The sequence below is a fragment of the Brevundimonas variabilis genome (assembly GCF_014199945.1).
Classification (GTDB): Bacteria; Pseudomonadota; Alphaproteobacteria; order Caulobacterales; family Caulobacteraceae; genus Brevundimonas; species Brevundimonas variabilis.
This window is the reverse complement of record NZ_JACHOR010000003.1, coordinates 376,257-391,933: the sequence shown is the minus strand read 5'-3', so window position 1 is coordinate 391,933 and position 15,677 is coordinate 376,257. Positions and strand designations below refer to the sequence as shown.

The 15,677-nt window shown below is 65.8% G+C and carries 14 protein-coding genes; 6 read left to right on the top strand and 8 right to left on the bottom strand.

Going from position 1 to position 15,677, the window contains the following annotated elements; translation table 11 throughout:
- Positions 1 to 54: 54 nt before the first annotated feature.
- The gene (locus GGR13_RS10580; RefSeq protein ID WP_246347795.1) at positions 55 to 1,059 is read right to left on the bottom strand and encodes a FecR family protein; all 1,005 of its coding nucleotides are present in this window, start codon (positions 1,057 to 1,059) and stop codon (positions 55 to 57) included.
- 7 nt (positions 1,060 to 1,066) lie between these two features.
- Entirely contained in the window at positions 1,067 to 1,552 is a 486-nt protein-coding gene (locus GGR13_RS10575) for an RNA polymerase sigma factor (protein ID WP_183213489.1), read from the bottom strand.
- A 402-nt stretch (positions 1,553 to 1,954) separates the two neighbouring features.
- On the opposite strand from GGR13_RS10575, the gene GGR13_RS10570 reads away from it, so the two are divergent.
- Positions 1,955 to 2,269: a helix-turn-helix domain-containing protein gene (locus GGR13_RS10570; protein ID WP_246347794.1), complete on the top strand. Its 315-nt coding sequence runs from the start codon at positions 1,955 to 1,957 to the stop codon at positions 2,267 to 2,269.
- A gap of 170 nt (positions 2,270 to 2,439) precedes the next feature.
- Here GGR13_RS10570 and GGR13_RS10565 read toward each other — a convergent pair whose 3' ends face one another.
- Positions 2,440 to 3,156, bottom strand: coding sequence for a hypothetical protein (locus GGR13_RS10565; protein ID WP_183213488.1), 717 nt, complete (start codon positions 3,154 to 3,156; stop codon positions 2,440 to 2,442).
- A 185-nt stretch (positions 3,157 to 3,341) separates the two neighbouring features.
- Here GGR13_RS10565 and GGR13_RS10560 point away from each other — a divergent pair, with 185 nt between their 5' ends.
- From GGR13_RS10560 to GGR13_RS10540, 5 genes are all read left to right on the top strand, one after another.
- On the top strand, positions 3,342 to 4,124 hold the full coding sequence (locus GGR13_RS10560; RefSeq protein WP_183213487.1) for a hypothetical protein: 783 nt from the start codon (positions 3,342 to 3,344) through the stop codon (positions 4,122 to 4,124).
- 12 nt (positions 4,125 to 4,136) lie between these two features.
- Complete coding sequence (locus GGR13_RS10555; protein WP_183213486.1) at positions 4,137 to 5,261, top strand: NAD(P)-binding domain-containing protein; 1,125 nt, start codon at positions 4,137 to 4,139, stop codon at positions 5,259 to 5,261.
- Positions 5,262 to 5,423: 162 nt separating this feature from the next.
- Complete coding sequence (locus tag GGR13_RS10550; protein WP_183213485.1) at positions 5,424 to 5,978, top strand: hypothetical protein; 555 nt, start codon at positions 5,424 to 5,426, stop codon at positions 5,976 to 5,978.
- A 103-nt stretch (positions 5,979 to 6,081) separates the two neighbouring features.
- Positions 6,082 to 7,515 (top strand): pyruvate kinase, encoded by a 1,434-nt coding sequence (pyk, locus tag GGR13_RS10545; RefSeq protein ID WP_183213484.1) that lies wholly within the window; start codon positions 6,082 to 6,084, stop codon positions 7,513 to 7,515.
- Positions 7,516 to 7,593: 78 nt separating this feature from the next.
- The gene (locus tag GGR13_RS10540; protein WP_183213483.1) at positions 7,594 to 8,634 is read left to right on the top strand and encodes a DNA adenine methylase; all 1,041 of its coding nucleotides are present in this window, start codon (positions 7,594 to 7,596) and stop codon (positions 8,632 to 8,634) included.
- 315 nt (positions 8,635 to 8,949) lie between these two features.
- On the opposite strand, the gene smc is transcribed toward GGR13_RS10540, so the two are convergent.
- The 5 genes from smc to GGR13_RS10515 form a co-directional block, all read right to left on the bottom strand.
- Positions 8,950 to 12,387: a chromosome segregation protein SMC gene (gene smc, locus GGR13_RS10535; protein WP_183213482.1), complete on the bottom strand. Its 3,438-nt coding sequence runs from the start codon at positions 12,385 to 12,387 to the stop codon at positions 8,950 to 8,952.
- Between the two features lie 18 nt (positions 12,388 to 12,405).
- The gene (locus GGR13_RS10530; protein ID WP_183213481.1) at positions 12,406 to 12,999 is read right to left on the bottom strand and encodes a thioredoxin domain-containing protein; all 594 of its coding nucleotides are present in this window, start codon (positions 12,997 to 12,999) and stop codon (positions 12,406 to 12,408) included.
- Positions 12,996 to 13,601 (bottom strand): DsbA family protein, encoded by a 606-nt coding sequence (locus tag GGR13_RS10525; protein WP_183213480.1) that lies wholly within the window; start codon positions 13,599 to 13,601, stop codon positions 12,996 to 12,998. The genes GGR13_RS10530 and GGR13_RS10525 overlap by 4 nt, the downstream gene beginning before the upstream one ends.
- A 3-nt stretch (positions 13,602 to 13,604) precedes the next feature.
- Entirely contained in the window at positions 13,605 to 14,267 is a 663-nt protein-coding gene (locus GGR13_RS10520; protein ID WP_183213479.1) for a DsbA family protein, read from the bottom strand.
- Positions 14,268 to 14,446: 179 nt separating this feature from the next.
- Complete coding sequence (locus GGR13_RS10515; RefSeq protein ID WP_183213478.1) at positions 14,447 to 15,547, bottom strand: hypothetical protein; 1,101 nt, start codon at positions 15,545 to 15,547, stop codon at positions 14,447 to 14,449.
- Positions 15,548 to 15,677: the final 130 nt, after the last annotated feature.

Sequence of the window (15,677 nt, the reverse complement as noted above, 5' to 3'; positions counted from 1 at the left end):
CGTGTTTGCGGGTGGGGAAGAGACAATCGAGACGTAGGCGACCTCTAACTCCGCCTACGAATTATTTTCAGCCGTGGCGGCAGCCGCTGCCGTCACTGTGATGGTTCCGTCGCTCTCCCTCGTTGCCGACACGCCGTAGAGATCGACCAAAGCAGCGAGGAAGCCGCCCTGATCGTCGCTGTCGAAGACGCCGTTGACCGCGATGCCGGCGAGGGATGGCGCCCGCAGAACGATCGGCTGGTCGCTGTAGCGATTGATCTCAGCGATCGCGTCGTCGAGCCGCGTCTGATGAAAGGTCAGTCGACCGTGCGTCCAACTGGTCGCTCCCGCAGCGTCGGTCGCCTGGACGACCGGGGCCGTTGCATGGGTGGAAATCTGCTGGCCGGGACGCAGGGCCCAGGATCGATCGCCACTCTCAGCCTTGCGCACCAGGACCCGGCCTTCGACCAGAATGACGCGGGCGCCGTCATCGACGCGACGGACATCGAAACGGGTGCCCGTGGCGGTGACATTGGTGTCGCCCGCCTTGACGACGAAGGGGCGGGATGGGTCTCGCGCCACGTCGAAATACGCCTGTCCTGCCGTCAAGGTCACAATTCGGTTCGAGCCGGTGATGCGAACCGTCGCCCGGGAGGCGGTATCCAGCGTCAGCTGAGACCCGTCGCTCAGGCGAACAGTCCGCTGTTCGCCCGTCGCCGTCTGATAGGCGGCAGGGCGTGTCAGACTCCAAAGTCCGGCGCCGCTGATGATCACGACGGCTCCGACCACCACTCCCACAGGCTTGAGCAGGTACGACCAGCGTGGCGCCTCCCTGTGGGATTGCGCCGGCCCGATCTTGGCCTGGGCCGTGAGAGCGGCCATCTCCGGGTCGACCGAGAGCGTTTCCGCCGCAGCCCAAAGCGCCTCGACACGCTCGTAGGCCGCCGCGTTCTCCGGCGATCTTCGCCACTGGCTGAAGCCCGTGACGTCCTGGGTCGTCACCTTGCGTTGGTTCAGGCGGGCAAACCAGGTGGCGGCCTCCTGCCGCCGGATGTCGTGGTCTGTGTCGACCGTCATCATGACCTGCCTATTCGTCCAGCCGAGCAGTGCAGTGTTCAAGCGCCTTGGACATCCTCCATTGGACAGCCTGGACGCTGAGCCCCTTAAGGTCGGCGATCTCTTGGTACGTCATACCGCCAAAGCGACTCAAAACGAACACGTCCTGGTAGAGGGTCGGCATGGTGAGAATGATCTGCTTCAGCAGCACTTGCTGCGACTGGGGCGCTGAGGTGGTGTCGTCCGATCCAAAATCGCGGCGCGCCGAATCCATCAAGGCCTGACGCCGGTGATTGTTGCGCATGAGGTTGGTGGCCACGCGCAGCAGCAACGATTTGGGATGGCGGATCGTGTCCGTCGCCATCGGGGCGATCCGGAGGTAGGTCTCCTGGACGATATCTGCGGCGTCTTCCGCATTGACGTGCGTGCGAAGGCGGCGGCCCAGCCATGCGGCATAGCGCCTGTAAAGGCCGCCAAGCCCATCGCCCTCCGGTTCAAGCTCCTTTGCGTCGCTCAATTCACTCTCCACCCTCGAACTGGCCGTGGGAATCCGGTGATGGCGACAAGGCTCGACCGCGCCCGGGCAAGCGCACGGGTTCGGGCTGCCGTTAAGCAGCGACCGCCAAGGGCGGATCCTTGTTCAGGCATCGCACAGGGGATTCCACGCCCCTGACGGCGCAAGCGCCGACGCCGAAGCATGAATCAAACGGAATCCCGGCGCAAGGCGGAGGGGTCGGGCGTTGGAATCCTCTGCGACGAGGCCCGCTGCTTCAGCGGGGAGCGCTGCCTCCGCCATGGGCGAGCCCTGGCTCTTGCTCCCGGCCTATATCGCGGCGCCCGACGGCCTGTCTCTAGTCCGGTCCGCTGGTTGCCGACAAGGACACAAGCGCGGCATCCAACGACCGCAAAAAACTGGCGGATGGCCCGCAAATCACTGTCGTTGCCGGTGACGCCGCTGCGAATTATGTCTGGGAGTGTTCAACTCGGAGTAGTCATGGACGCGCGGCCTCAAAGCGAAAGTTCGCCGGACCTGCCGAGCCTCAGCCGGCGCGAAACGGAGTGTCTGGAGTGGGTGAGCCGCGGCAAGAGCTCGTCCGACATCGGAGCGATCCTTGGGCTCTCGCCCCGCACCGTGGACAGCTACCTTGAGAAGGTCTGCGCGAAGCTACGGGTTCGAACGCGCATCGAAGCGGTGGCCTACGCGGTTCGCACGGGGATGATCGACCCGGACTAGGGAGAGGGGGCGGGCCAGGAACTTCTGTGTGGAAGCCCGGCGTTTCACCGTCAATCGCCGCCGACGCACAAGGCGTCCCCCGGCTCTAGATTGGCGCCTATCGTCCCGGAGCCCGCCAGGTCCACAGGTATCGCGTGCATCGCGATCTGGCTACCCAGAGGCGAGACGGATCACGTGGGACCGGATGGGGCGAGGACCAAGGCCTTTGCCGGGTCGTTGGGATGGATGAGGACCACGCGGTCAAAGCCGAGCAGATCGACATGATCGCCGATTGATCGCCGCTCATCCATGTTGAGATCCGGCCCGATCCTGTCGGGCAGCACGAGCCACCATTCGGCGTACCGGTCGCGGTACGGGGCGATCTTTCGGGTCTTCTCCGCCACGCAGAGGTTGAGGTTGCGGATGATCTCCGACGCGACAAAGCCGCCGGCGTCCCAGTCAGCATAGCCCCCCAGCATGAAGTGGTGCTCGACGACGATGGTCGCCGGGCGGATCTCCAGCTCAAAATTGGGATCGAGATGAACCTGCAGTCCGGCTGGGGCAGGATTGGTTCTGAATGCCTCAAGGGCCGCCTTCATCTCGCGCTTGACGACTTTCCAGTCGAACGGTCGCCAGAAGTAGAAGAACACCCACCAGCCTTTGCCGGCCGGCGCTTCGCCGAAGGTTGGAAGAAGGCGGTCGACGAACTTGGCCACCGGCGCCTCGACGTGTTCCAACCCCTGATATCCGCCGTCGGATTCAAAGTTCTGGTTCAGCCGCCGTGCTTCGACGGCGATCCTGCCGCCCACCAGGAAATCCGGCGGCACATTTCCATCCGGCTCGAAGCAGACCGAACCCAGACTCAGTCCTTCGAGGTAGCGCGCGACACCCTGCTCTGATCGGTCCATATCCGTTGTATAGTTCCAGGACGCGCCCGCTTCACCGTCGCGAGTGCGGGCTCTTGATCGCAGGGCCAAGGAAACCTCGAGGCGCGATCGGTAATGCCCGCAGGATTTTACGCCAGCCGGGCTGTCGCTTCTCCCCGACGAGCGCCATCTTTCACCCTCGACAGAAGCGGAACAGGACTCCAGACATGATGCGAGGAACCGAGCTTCGTGACCTTCCGGCTGAACTAGCGGATGTCATCGGCTCGACCCAGAATATCGCCCGAGCCTATCTCGCGGGGCTGGGGTTCATCGTTCAGGACACGGCGCGAGACCCGTCCTATCTTGCCAATCATGTCCTGTCGTACCTCGCCCAGGACCTGCTCCAGTCCGGCGTGTCCATCATCGCCCTCGCGCGTGAGGGCCTGCTCAATGTGGCCAAGCGCGAACTTCGCTTCCTTCTGGAAGCCTCGATCAAAATCGCCTTCGTGCAGCAGGAGGCCTACGGCTCGACCGTTCAGGAGAAGCTTGAGCTGTTCGAGGACGAACTCGCGTCTTCAAAGATCTCGATCAAGAAGGACCTGACGCTCGCCCAACTGCCCGAGGCGCTGCGTGAACCTTTCAAGGTGGAGCTTGGGAAGCTTTTCCACGAGACGTCCGCTTACGTTCATCTGACCCCGATGCAGATTCTCCAGTCCATAGACGCGGCCGAAGCGGGGGTCAGCGCGGGCAACGAACGGCCATCGTATGTGGCGGACCTCAACAGCATCGCGGAGCGCGTGATGGCCGCCTCGCTTGTCTTGCTCTTTCATAGCGTCCCGCAGTGGGTCGGAGGCGATTGGCTGGTTGGAGGGGAGGGTGCCACGATCGACTGGCATTTCACCCGGTCTCGCTTCATCGCGGCGATGGACAGCGAGTACGACTACAAGCACGAGCGGCAGAAGACCCTGGTCGAAATCCGGGCCGCGCGCGAAGCGCGGATCGCGTTCTAGACCGTCGCGATCATGGCCACGGATAGCCCTGTCTCCGGTCCTTCTACTTCCAAGGCGACGGCGCGGGTCGCGATCAAGGTCGACATCGTCGTCATCGGCGCCGGCCAGGCGGGGCTGTCGTCGGCCTATCATTTGCGTAATCTCGGCTTCGAGCCGGATCGCCGCTTCATTACCTTTGACCAGGACACAGGGGCGGGCGGCGCCTGGCAACACCGCTGGCCGTCGCTGACCCTGACGACAGTCAACCGCGTCCACGATCTGCCGGGCATGAGGTTCGACGAAGCGGTGGAGACCGAAGACGGCCAGGTGAAGGCCTCGGTCGCGGTGCCGGAGTATTTCGCGGCCTATGAGAAAGCCTTCGATCTACGCATCCACCGGCCCGTGTCGGTGAAGGCGGTCTGTGACCGCAGGGAGCGATTGCGGGTGGAGACCGACCAGGGCGTCTTCTCGGCTCGCGGGGTGATCAACGCGACGGGGACCTGGGAGGCGCCGTTCATTCCGGAGTACCCCGGGGCGGCGGACTTCAAAGGCCGGCAGCTGCATACGAGGGACTATCGGACGGCCGACGAGTTCGCCGGCCAGCACGTGATCGTGGTCGGGGCCGGTATCTCCGCGATCCAGCTGCTCGACGAGATCTCGCAGGTCACCTCGACCACTTGGGTTACGCGCCGTGAGCCTCAGTTCCGCGAGACGCCCTTCACTCAGGAGGATGGCCGGGCGGCCGTGGCGCGAGTGGAGGAACGGGTCCGTCAAGGTCTTCCGCCGGGCTCGGTCGTCTCGGTCACGGGCCTGCCGATCACCCCGGCGATCTTGGCCATGAGAGAACGTGGGGTGCTTTGGCGACTGCCGATGTTCGCGGAAATTACCGAAACCGGTGTCCGCTGGACCGACGGATCGGATCAGGCGGCGGACGTCATCCTCTGGTGCACCGGGTTCCGCAGCGCCCTCGATCACCTGGCACCCTTGCAGTTGCGTGAGCAGGGCGGCGGGATCGTCATGGCCGGCCGGTTGGCGACGCAGGTCGCCAAGGACCCCCGTATCCACCTCGTCGGCTACGGTCCGTCGGCCTCGACGATCGGCGCCAATCCCGCGGGAGCCGCCGCCGCCAGAGAGTTGACGTCCTATCTGGGGCTATGAGGGGTTCTGGCTTACACAGTGCCTTACACAGCGGCTTCCAAAGGCTAAAAAACCTGCTATAACCAATACCTTGGAACGAGACGTGTGTGACTTAAAATCCGTCGACTTCGGTCATGCGGGTTCGACCCCCGCCGCTCGCACCATCTGACGAAGGGACGTTTCGTGACTTTGCCGCTGCTGCCGGATCGGGACTGCGGCGGCTGCGTCGAATGCTGCCGGTTTATCCCGCTGGACCTGCCCGAACTGGCCAAGCCGACGGGCGAACTCTGCGCCTACTGTGTCGACGGCGCGGGCTGTGGCGTTCATGCGATCCGGCCGCAGACCTGCCGCACCTGGTTCTGTGTGTGGCGGATGGTCGAGCTTTCGGAAGACTGGCGTCCGGACCGTAGCGGCATCATCGTCCGCCCGGACGGCCTGACGACGGGCGAGATCACCCTCTATGTCATTCGGGATACCGATTTTCTCGGGTCGACCGACTTTTTCGACACCCTGGCCGGGTGGATCGACAATGGTATTGCCTTGGCGCTGAGCCGGCCCGGTCCGCTCGGCACCCTGCCGGTCCGCGCGATGGTCACGGAGTATCTGGGACCGGCACTGGCGGCCGGAGACCGTCCGATGTTCGATCTGCTGCTGCGCAACGCGCTGGACAGCCTGGATGGCCATGACTGGGAGTCCGACGGCATCACGGCCCGTTATACAGTGCACGGGGCTGTGTAACCGACCGTAACTTCCTGTTTCCCGTCCCATGGTGGGCTTACACCCGTCACGGATCATTGGCACAAACAGTCGCAGGGAAACGCGACCGGCAAACGGGACGATCATGATCAGGGCAAGACGCGCGCGCATTGTTGCAACCCTCGGGCCCGCCAGTCGGGCACCGGGCATGGTCAAGGCGCTGGCCGAGGCCGGGGTCGATGTCTTTCGTCTGAACTTCAGTCACGGCTCGCACGAGGACCACGCCGCAGCCCTGAAGGCCGTGCGCGGCGCGGAGCTGGCGCTGCAAAGGCCGCTAGGCGTCCTTGCGGACCTGCAGGGGCCAAAGCTTCGGCTCGGCCGGTTCGCCAATGTCGAGATCGACATCAAGCCGGGCCACAAGATGCGGTTCGACCTGGACCCCACGCCCGGCGACGCGACCCGGGTGGAGATGCCGCATCCCGAAATCTTCCGGGCCCTGCGCACCGGCATGTTGCTGCTGCTCGACGACGGCCGTGTCCGGCTGCGGGTCAATGACCGCACCGACGAATGGGCGGACGTCACGGTCGAAAGCGGCTCGAAACTGTCCGATCGCAAGGGTGTCGCCGTGCCTGAGGCCGTGGTGCCCGTCTCGGCCCTGACGCCCAAGGACCGCGAGGATCTGGCCTTCGCCTTGCGCATCGGCGTGGACTGGGTCGCCCTGAGCTTTGTCCAGAAGCCCGAGGACATGGCCGAGCTCAAGTCGATCGTGAAAGGTCGCGCCGCCTGCCTCGCCAAGATCGAGAAGCCCCAGGCGCTGGCCGATCTGGAGGCCATCCTCGACTATTGCGATGGCGTCATGGTCGCGCGTGGCGACCTGGGCGTCGAGATGGACCCCGAGGAAGTTCCTGTCGCCCAGAAGGCCATCATTCGCGCCGCGCGTCGGCGGGGCGTGCCTGTGATCGTCGCGACCCAGATGCTGGAGTCGATGACGGCCTCACCCGCCCCGACCCGGGCGGAGGCGTCGGACGTCGCCAATGCCGTCTATGAAGGCGCCGATGCCCTGATGCTGTCGGCAGAAACCGCGTCGGGCGACTATCCCCTGGAGGCCGTCGGCATCATGAACCGGATCATGGAGCGGGTCGAAGCCGATCCCCTGTGGCCCAGCCTGATGGATGCCGAACACGCCGGCATGGACGACATCGACGCCGACGCCCTGGTGGCCGCCGCGCGCAAGGCCGGCGAGGCCCAGTCGACGGCCTGTATCGTGATCTTCACCACCCTGGGCGGCACGGCGCGGCGGATGTCGCGCGAGCGGCCGCTGCAGCCCATGCTGGCCCTGACGCCCAAGCCGGAAACGGCCCGGCGTCTGTCCCTGGTGTGGGGACTGGAGCCGCGCCTCGGCAACGAGCCAACTTCGCTGGAAGATGTGACCGACAATGCAGTCAAGTCGGCCATGGATTTCGGGCTGGCCCAACCGGGCCAGCGGATCCTGATCCTTGCCGGCACGCCCTTCGGTGCGCCGGGGGCCGCGAACCTGCTTCGGCTGGCCCACGCCCCCGCTCGCAAGGGCAAACGCTGAGGCCTCTGCTCGCCTTGCGGGGCAAAGGGTTCCATTTTTCGGGCGTTGCGTAGACACTCACCGGGTGAGTCCGCAACATTGATCAAATATATTGGCTCCAAACGGGCTCTGCTGGACCCGATCCTGTCGTCGGTGCGCGGACTGCTGCCGGACGGCGGCATCGTCTGCGACCTGTTTTCCGGCAGCGCCCGCGTCGGCCATGCGCTGAAGGGGCAAGGCTACCGGGTCTGGTCGAACGACCACAATGCCTATGCCCACACCCTGGCGACAGCCTATGTCCAGGCTGATCGGAACCGGTGGGCAGACCAGGCCGCCGTCGTGCTGGCTGATCTCGCGAGTACCGCACCGGCCGAGGGCTGGTTCACCAAGACCTTCTGCGAGGATGCGCGGTTCTTTCACCCGGCGAACGGCGCACGCATCGATGCCATGCGCGACCGGATCGATGCCATGGGTCTGGAGCCGGAGCTGAAGGCCATAGCTCTGGTGTCGCTGATGGAAGCCGCCGACCGGGTCGATTCCACGGCCGGCGTCCATATGGCCTATATGAAGCGCTGGGCTGACCGGGCTTTGAACCCTCTGACGCTGCGGATGCCGGACCTCCAGCCTGCAACGGAAGCCGGCCCGTGCCGTGCGACCCAGGGTGACGCCCTCGACATTGCCGGTCAGTTCGACGGCGATCTCGTCTATCTGGACCCGCCCTATAACCAGCATTCCTACCTCGGGAACTACCACGTCTGGGAAAGTCTGGTGCTTTGGGACAAGCCCGAGACCTACGGCATTGCCAACAAGCGCGTGGATGTCCGGACGCGCAAGAGCGCGTTCAACTCCCGACCGGGGATCGGTCCGGCCCTCAGCGCCGTGGTCGACGCCATCCGGGCCCCCAACCTCATCGTCTCGTTCAATGACGAAGGCTATCTGTCACGCGATGAACTGGAGCGAATGCTGTCTGCTCGCGGCCATGTGCAGGTGATCGACATCGCTCGCCCCCGCTACGTCGGGGCTCGGATCGGCATTCATAATCACAAGGGCAAGAAGGTCGGTGCGGTCGGCAGGCTCAGAAATGTCGAGCATCTGTTCGTCGTCAGCGACCGTCCGATGGCCCTGCCGGTGGCGGCCTGATCCAGCCGACTTGACGCCATCGAAACTGTGGCGCTGAAGTGGCGCTTCTCCGTGATGGAAAGACCTCATCTTGGCCACCCCCCGTATGTCACGTTCCGTGAGCGAGAACTTCCAGGCTGCAGCTTGGCGCGCGCCAGCATCGCCGCGCTTCGACAGCCGAGCGGCGAATGACGACGCTCACCGCGTTGAAGTTTCCGCCCCCGTGGGGTCTGAGGGTGCGGTGAATACTGACGTGATGCCGCGCTGGACCATTGCGATCGCTGGGGGTTTGATTGTGGCCATGGTGGCTGTCTTTGCCGCCCATGCGATGACGCCCTAGGCCACCAGCTTTTCGGCCTGGGTCAGGTCCACGCTGACCAGCTGCGAAACTCCCCGCTCGGGCATGGTAACGCCGTAGAGGCGATCCATCCGGCTCATGGTCACGGGGTTGTGGGTGATCACGATGAACCGCGTGTCGGTCCGGGTCCGCATGGCGTCCAGCATGCGGCAGAAGCGGTCGACATTGGCATCGTCCAGCGGCGCATCGACCTCGTCCAGCACGCAGACCGGGGCGGGGTTTGCCAGGAAGACCGCAAAGATCAGGGCCGCCGCCGTCAGGGCCTGTTCACCCCCACTCATCAGCGACATGACCGACAGACGCTTGCCGGGCGGGCAGGCGAAGATTTCCAGTCCGGCTTCCAGCGGGTCATCGCTCTCGACCAGTTTCAACTCGGCCTGGCCCCCGTCGAAAAGCGTTTCGAACAGGCTCTTGAAATTGTCGTTGATGACATCGAACGCCGCCACCAGCCGTTCGCGGCCCTCGGCGTTCAGCTCGTCGATCCCGTCACGAAGCCTCGCGATGGCTCCTGTCAGGTCGGACCGCTCCAGCCGCATGGTGTTCAGCCGCTCGGCATACTCTTCGGCCTCGTCCTCGGCCCGCAGATTCACGGCCCCCAGATGCTCGCGCTCGCGCTCCAGCCCATGCAGCAGGCTTTCGGCGCCTGCCGCGTCCGGCGGCCGGGCGATGGCGTCATCGGTCAGCTTCTGGCCCAATTCTGCGGGCGAGAGCCCAGCTGTCTCGACCAGTGTGGCCTCGGCCTCGCCCAGCCGCTCGGCCACCGCCTCGGCGCGTGCTGCCAGGCCGGCACGCGCCTCGCGGGCAGCGGCGGCAGCCGTGTCCGTGGCGCGGCTGCTGCGGTCCGCCTCCATGGCTTCGCCTTCAGCAACGGCGAGGGTGTCGGCAGCGGCCTTCCGGCGGGTCTCGGCAGCGGTCAGGGCGTCCAGCAATTTCGATCGCTGGGCCGCCAGGACCTCCGGTGCCCGTCGAGCCTGGGTCAGGAGGGCGGACGCCTTCTCGGCATCCGACTCCAGAGATACGATCCGACCCGCCGCGTCCCGGGCGCGAAGGGTCCAGCTGTCGCGCTCGCGGGTCAGGGTCGTGAGGCGCTGGTCCCGCCCCAGCCGTTCGCGGGCCTCACCATCCCTGTCAGCCCGTGCCTGGGCCGAGGTGGCGCGGGCCTGATCGGCGGCGGCGCGGGCATCCGTCAGTTCCGTTCTGAGCGCGTCCAGCGTTTCCGATGGCGCATCAACGGCCTGCGCCTCTGCCAGGGCCTGTTGCGCACCGTCCAGATCCTCTCTCAACCGCCCCAGGCTTTCGTCCAGGGCCTGGGCCCGGGCTTCGCGACGGGCCTGATCGCGCGACAGGGCCTCGACCCGGTCCCGGGCCGCGGTGACCGCCTTGTCGGCCGCAAATGGCGCGAGGCGGGCCGTCTTCACAGCCTCTTCCGCCGCGCGGAAGGCTTCGGTGGCTGATTTGAGCGCCGCCTGTGCCGCTTCCAGCGCAGGCTTGCCGCTATCGATCTCCGTCTCCAGCTCGACCAGCCGGGTCCGCTGGCCCAGCCGGACGGCGGCTGGGCGGGGAGCCTCCGCGCGGGAGACGAACCCGTCCCAGCGGTAAAGATCGCCCTGTTGCGTCACGAGCCTGGCTCCGACCGGAAGCGACCCGACCAGTCCGCCCACTTCAGCCTGAGAGGCGACGCCGCACAGGGCCAGACGCGCCGCCAGTTCAGGCGGGGCGGAGACATGGTCGGCCAGCGGCGTGATCCCGACAGGCCAGACCGGGGCGGGGACCTCGGCACCCTTCCAGTAGGCGGCGGCCCGGCTGTCCAGTGCGGCATCCAGATCGTCGCCCAGGGCCGCGGCCAGCGCCGCCTCATACCCCTTGCCCGCCGACACCCTGTCCAGCGCCGGTGGATGGTCCCGCTTGCTCGAGACCAGCAGGGCCGCCAGGCCGCGTGCCTCGGTCTGAAGTCGACCCAGCCGGTCCTCGGCAGCGCGGGCCGTCGTGCGGGCGTCGGCCTCGGCCCGGGCCAGGTCGCCGCGCTGTGCTTCTGCCTCCTCGACCGCCGACCGGGCGGAGGCGAGGGCGGTGGTCGCGGTCTCCAGCGCCGTCCTGGCCGCAGCAAGCTCAGGCGTGTCCAGGGGGCCCAGAGCCTCCCGCTCGCGCCGGGCCTGGGCCAGGGCGGCCTCGGCCCGGGCTACGCGGCTCTCGCCATCGCGTCTGCGGGCCGTTTCGGCATTGGCTCGCGCCTCGACAGAGGCCAGCATTCCGGCAAGCCGCTCGACTTCGGCGTCCGCTGCGCGTCGAGCATCCTCGGCCGCGACAAGCGCCTGCTCCAGTTCGGGGCCGCGTGCCGGTGCGGCTGCGATCTCGCTGGTCAGGACTTCGAGTGCAGTGGTCAGGCGCGAAAGCTCGCCAGCCGCGTCCCCCGACATGGACATCTCGCGTTCAATGTCGCTGGCGATGCGGCGGGTTTCGGCAGACAGGCGCTCGACCTCGGCCCGGGCCTGCTGTTCGGCCATGTCGAGCCGGTCCCGTTCGAGGGTCGCGCGGTGCAGCAGCGCGGCAGCGACCGCATCTTCCTCGCGCGCCGGCTTCATGGCCTCCTGCGCCTTCAGGGCAACCGTCTGGGCGGCGGCGGCGGCCGTGGTGGCTTCGGCCACGGCGCGGTCCGCCTCGCGCAGGTCCTTGGACGCTGCCTCGGCGGCGATGCGGGCATCGTTCCAGCGCACGAACAGCAGGGCCGATTGCAGGGCCCGGATCTCGGCGCTGATCTTCTTGTATTTCTCGGCCTGCCGGGCCTCACGGCGCAGTCGGGTCAGGGCGGTCTCCAGCTCCTTGCCGATGTCGTCGAGCCGTTCGAGATTGGTCTCGGCAGCCCTGAGGCGCAGCTCGGCCTCGTGCCGCCGGGTGTGCAGCCCCGCGACGCCGCCCGCCTCCTCGAGGATACGCCGGCGGTTCTGCGGTTTGGCGGCGATCAGTTCGCTGATCTGGCCCTGACGCACGAGGGCAGGGGAGTTTGCACCGGTCGAAGCGTCGGCGAACAGCAGCTGGACATCGCGCGCGCGAACCTCCTTGCCATTGATCCGATAGGTCGAGCCCTGGCCCCGATCGATCCGGCGCGACACCTCGATGATGGCGGCGTCGGTGAACGGCTGCGGGGCCCGTCGCTGGGCATTGTCGATGGTCAGCTGAACTTCGGCGTGGTTGCGGGGCGGTCGGTCTGAGGCCCCGGCGAAGATCACATCGTCCATGCCCTGGCCGCGCATGGCCTTGGCGGAGTTGGCCCCCATGACCCAGCGCATGGATTCCAGCACGTTCGACTTGCCACAGCCATTCGGCCCCACGATCCCGGTCAGGCCGGGTTCGATGAAGACCTCCGACGGATCGACGAAGGACTTGAAGCCGACGATACGGAGGCGCTGGAACTGCATCCCGCTCCGATCAGCGCATCAGGGCAGGAGGGGAGTGATGGCCGACGACAGACCGTCCAGCGTCCGATCCTGAACGGCTCGGCCGTTCACGAAGAAGCTGGGGGTCGACTGCACGCCGGCCGCCGACGCGGCTTCCATGCCAGCCCTCAGGTTGGCCATGGTCGCGGGGTCCGCCAGACAGGTCTCGATCTGGGCCGGGGTTTTGCCGCTGACCGCGATGGCGGCATCGTACCAGGGACCGACCTGATAGCTGGACCGCAACTGGGCCTGGCCGGACATGAAGCTGGAGGCCACGGCATAGAACCGGTCGGGAGCTGCGCAACGGGCGATGGCGGCGGCGGTGGCGGCCACCTGGACGGGGTCGGTCGGCAGGTCGCGGAACACCAGCCGGACCTTGCCGGTATCGATGAACCGGGCCTTGAAGTCAGGCAGGACGGTGTTGTGCCAGTCGGCGCAGTGCGGGCAGGTGAAGGAGGCATACTCAACCACCGTGACCGGGGCGTCGGCGCGTCCCAGCACCCGGTCGCTGGCGGTGACGTCGAGCGGACCGGCGTGGGCAACGCTGGCGAACAATCCAAGGCAGAGTGCGATCAGCAGTCGGCGGATGATCATTTGGCCAGTTCCGCATCAATGGCTGCGGACAGTTCTTCCAGGGACCGCCCCGTTGTCACGCCATTGACCAGGAAGGTCGGCGTGCCGCTGATCCCGGCGTCGATCGCGGCGCGCGACCGCGCTTCCAGGGCTGCGATATTGTCGGGGTTTGTGACGCACTGGGTGAACTGTTCCTCGCTCAGGCCGGCTGCGTTCGCGACACGCAGGAGGACGGTCCGGGGATTGCCGCCGCCCAGCATTTCCTGCTGGCTGGCCATCAGTTCGTGAACGACATCCAGATATTTGTCCTCGCCGGCACAGCGCGCCGTCAGAAAGCCCGCTGCGGCGACCTCGACCGGACCGGTCGGAAATTCGCGGAAGACGAAACGCACCTTGCCGGTGTCGATGTATTTGGCCTTGAACGCTGCATAGGTCTGGGCCTGCCAGGCCGCGCAAGCGCCGCAGGTGACCGAGGCGTATTCGATGACCGTGACCTTGGCTCCGGCGGGTGCGCCGGTTCCGATGTCCCCTTCGGCGGCCGTGGCTCCCCCCGATGCGGAACAGCCACCGATGAGCGCGGCCATGACGACTGCAGCGGCGGCGATGACGTTACGTCTCAGCATGGATCAACCCTTTGCCAGTTCAGCATCGATGGCTTTGGACAGGTCTTCCAGCGTCGCGCCCTCGCTGCCGGGGCTGACGACCTGGGTTCCATTGACGAAGAAGGCCGGAGTGCCCGTCACGCCCGCTTCCTGCGCTGTGCGAACGCGCGCTTCCATCGCTGCGATGGCGTCCTCGTCGGTGACGCATTCCGTGAACTGTTGCTCGCTCAGGCCTACACCATTGGCGATGCGCAGCAGGACGGTCCGGGGCGGCGTTGCACCGCTGAACATCTCCTGCTGTCTGGCCATGATCTCATGGATGACGTCGAAGTAGCGGTCTTCGCCCGCACACCGTGCGAGCAGGAACCCTGCGGAGGCAATCTCGACCGGTGGGGTGGGCAGCTCGCGGAAGATATAGCGGACCTTGTTCGTGTCCACATATTTCGCCTTGAACGCCTCATAGGTCGTGTTCTGCCAGGCGGCACAGTGCGGGCAGGTGACCGACGCGTATTCAACGACCGTGACCTTCGCGCCTTCCGGTGCGCCCATGCCCATGTCACCTTCGGCCCTGGCTCCCGTCCCGGAGGCCCCGCACCCGGTCAGGGTTGCCATCGCGGCCAGGGCGGCGGCGGTCAAGGCTGCCCGGCGGCTCATGGAACCGAAAGTCAAAGGCTTGGTGGCACGCATGGTGACTTCCTTGAATGAACGTCCAGACCATCGCGCGATTCCCCCGCGCGAGGCGACTAGCAACCGTTGTCGAGAACAGGTGCGGCACCAAGAAGGCAAGCCCCCCGGTCAGGGATTCTCGATTTTTTTCGTGTGAGGAGCCGTGTTCGCGTTGCCAGTGCCAAGCTTGGTCGTCCGCGTCATGGCTCGTGGTCGCGACCACGCAGGCTGACCTCGAAATCCATGAAGATGTCGATCAACTCGTCGACGCCCGGCGGGGATGCCTTGGGGCCAAAGCGGAAATTCCAGAAACTCACGATATGCTGGATTGCCCCGAGCTGGTCGCCGAGCCGTGCAAACAGCGCCGGGGCTTCCAGGAGGAAGTCGCGGAACCCCACGGGATTGCCGTCCTGGGTCAGGCCCGCATAGGCTTCGTCATAGATCTTGAGTGTCCTTCGCACCTCGACGCAGGTGCGCACGATCTCGCCCTTGAGAACCTCTCGGCCGCGGGCGATGTATTCCTTGGCGGCCTGGTCCATCGGCCCCACCGGCTTGATGGTCGCGACATCGCGCGCAACCGAGCCGATGTTGCTGGTCATGCTGCCGAGGCTCCATTTGTAATAGAGGAAGCCTCTCCAGCAGAAAACGCCTTCCTGATACTGTTCCGGGTCGAGCCTCAATGTCTGGCCCAGGGCGTCCATCCGGTCGCCAGGAGCGTTCGAAAGGATCTTGGCCGCCATCCGCTCGATGGAGCTGGAACCGGTTACAGCGCCGCCCAGACTCAGCTGGACCAGGGGCGTGATCTCCGCCTTCACGAAATTGAGCATCTTCTGCAGGTCAGCCTCGCTGAGCGCGAAGTAGCAGGGGGCCGCGACAACGCCCGATCGGCCAAGCTGTTCGCGGAGTAGAAAGGGATCCAGCGACGGGAGCTTGTCGATCAGCCTGAGGGTCTCGACATCCGGATGATCGGACGGAACCCCGAACACTTCCATCAGGGTGCGTTCGAAATGGATCTGGTTGACGAAGACATAGCGGCCTCCGCTCTTCAGATCCTGGCCGTCAATGGGGATGATCACCTTTGTTGCCACCTGACGACGACCCCGAAACAGATCGGATTCATTCCTGCGCAAGCGATGCTTGATGATCAGGGAGGTGTTGAGACCCACCGTCTTGAACAGCGGCTTCTCACCCCAGTCCGCCGTATTGCCGTGAGCCTTGGAAATCTGCAGCAGGTTCAGCACACGTGCCGTGGAGGCCGATTTCTCCAGGTTCTCCAGGCTGCGGACGGCGCGATCGGACATACAACGCTTACAAACAATGGGTACTGACAACCCTAGATATAGCGCTGAGTTTTACGATAACGATAACGGGTCCCAGGCCAGGATGCCGCAGACGGCCTGGCAACATCAGCCCGGTGCCTGGTCGGGACCG